Source organism: Candidatus Jidaibacter acanthamoeba (assembly GCF_000815465.1).
GTDB classification, from domain to species: domain Bacteria; phylum Pseudomonadota; class Alphaproteobacteria; order Rickettsiales; family Midichloriaceae; genus Jidaibacter; species Jidaibacter acanthamoebae.
The window spans coordinates 1-297 of sequence record NZ_JSWE01000243.1 but is presented as its reverse complement, the minus strand read 5'-3'; the positions used below and the strand labels follow the sequence as shown (position 1 = coordinate 297).

Below are 297 nucleotides of genomic sequence, written 5' to 3'. Positions count from 1 at the left end.
TTCAGCTACACTCCACCTAACCTTATCATAACTATCCTTTAAAGCATTTATTAGCACAGGTACTACTATATCTCCATGCCCTGCTCCTACTTTACCCAGTGCTTTAGCTGCACTGCCCCTAACATACTCATCCTCATACTCATCCTCTAAAGCTTCTATTAACGGAGGTATTACTATATCTCCATGCCCTGCTCCTACTTTACTCAGTGCTTCAGCTGCCCTTATACTGACCTCATCATCAATATCCTTTAAAGCATTTATTAGCACAGGTACTACTATATCTCCATGCCCTGCTCC

The 297-nt window shown here is 42.1% G+C and carries 1 protein-coding gene; it reads right to left on the bottom strand.

The features are described 5' to 3' along the window. Positions 1-297 (bottom strand): HEAT repeat domain-containing protein (locus NF27_RS10830; RefSeq protein WP_039459586.1); only part of this gene is annotated, 297 nt, incomplete at both ends.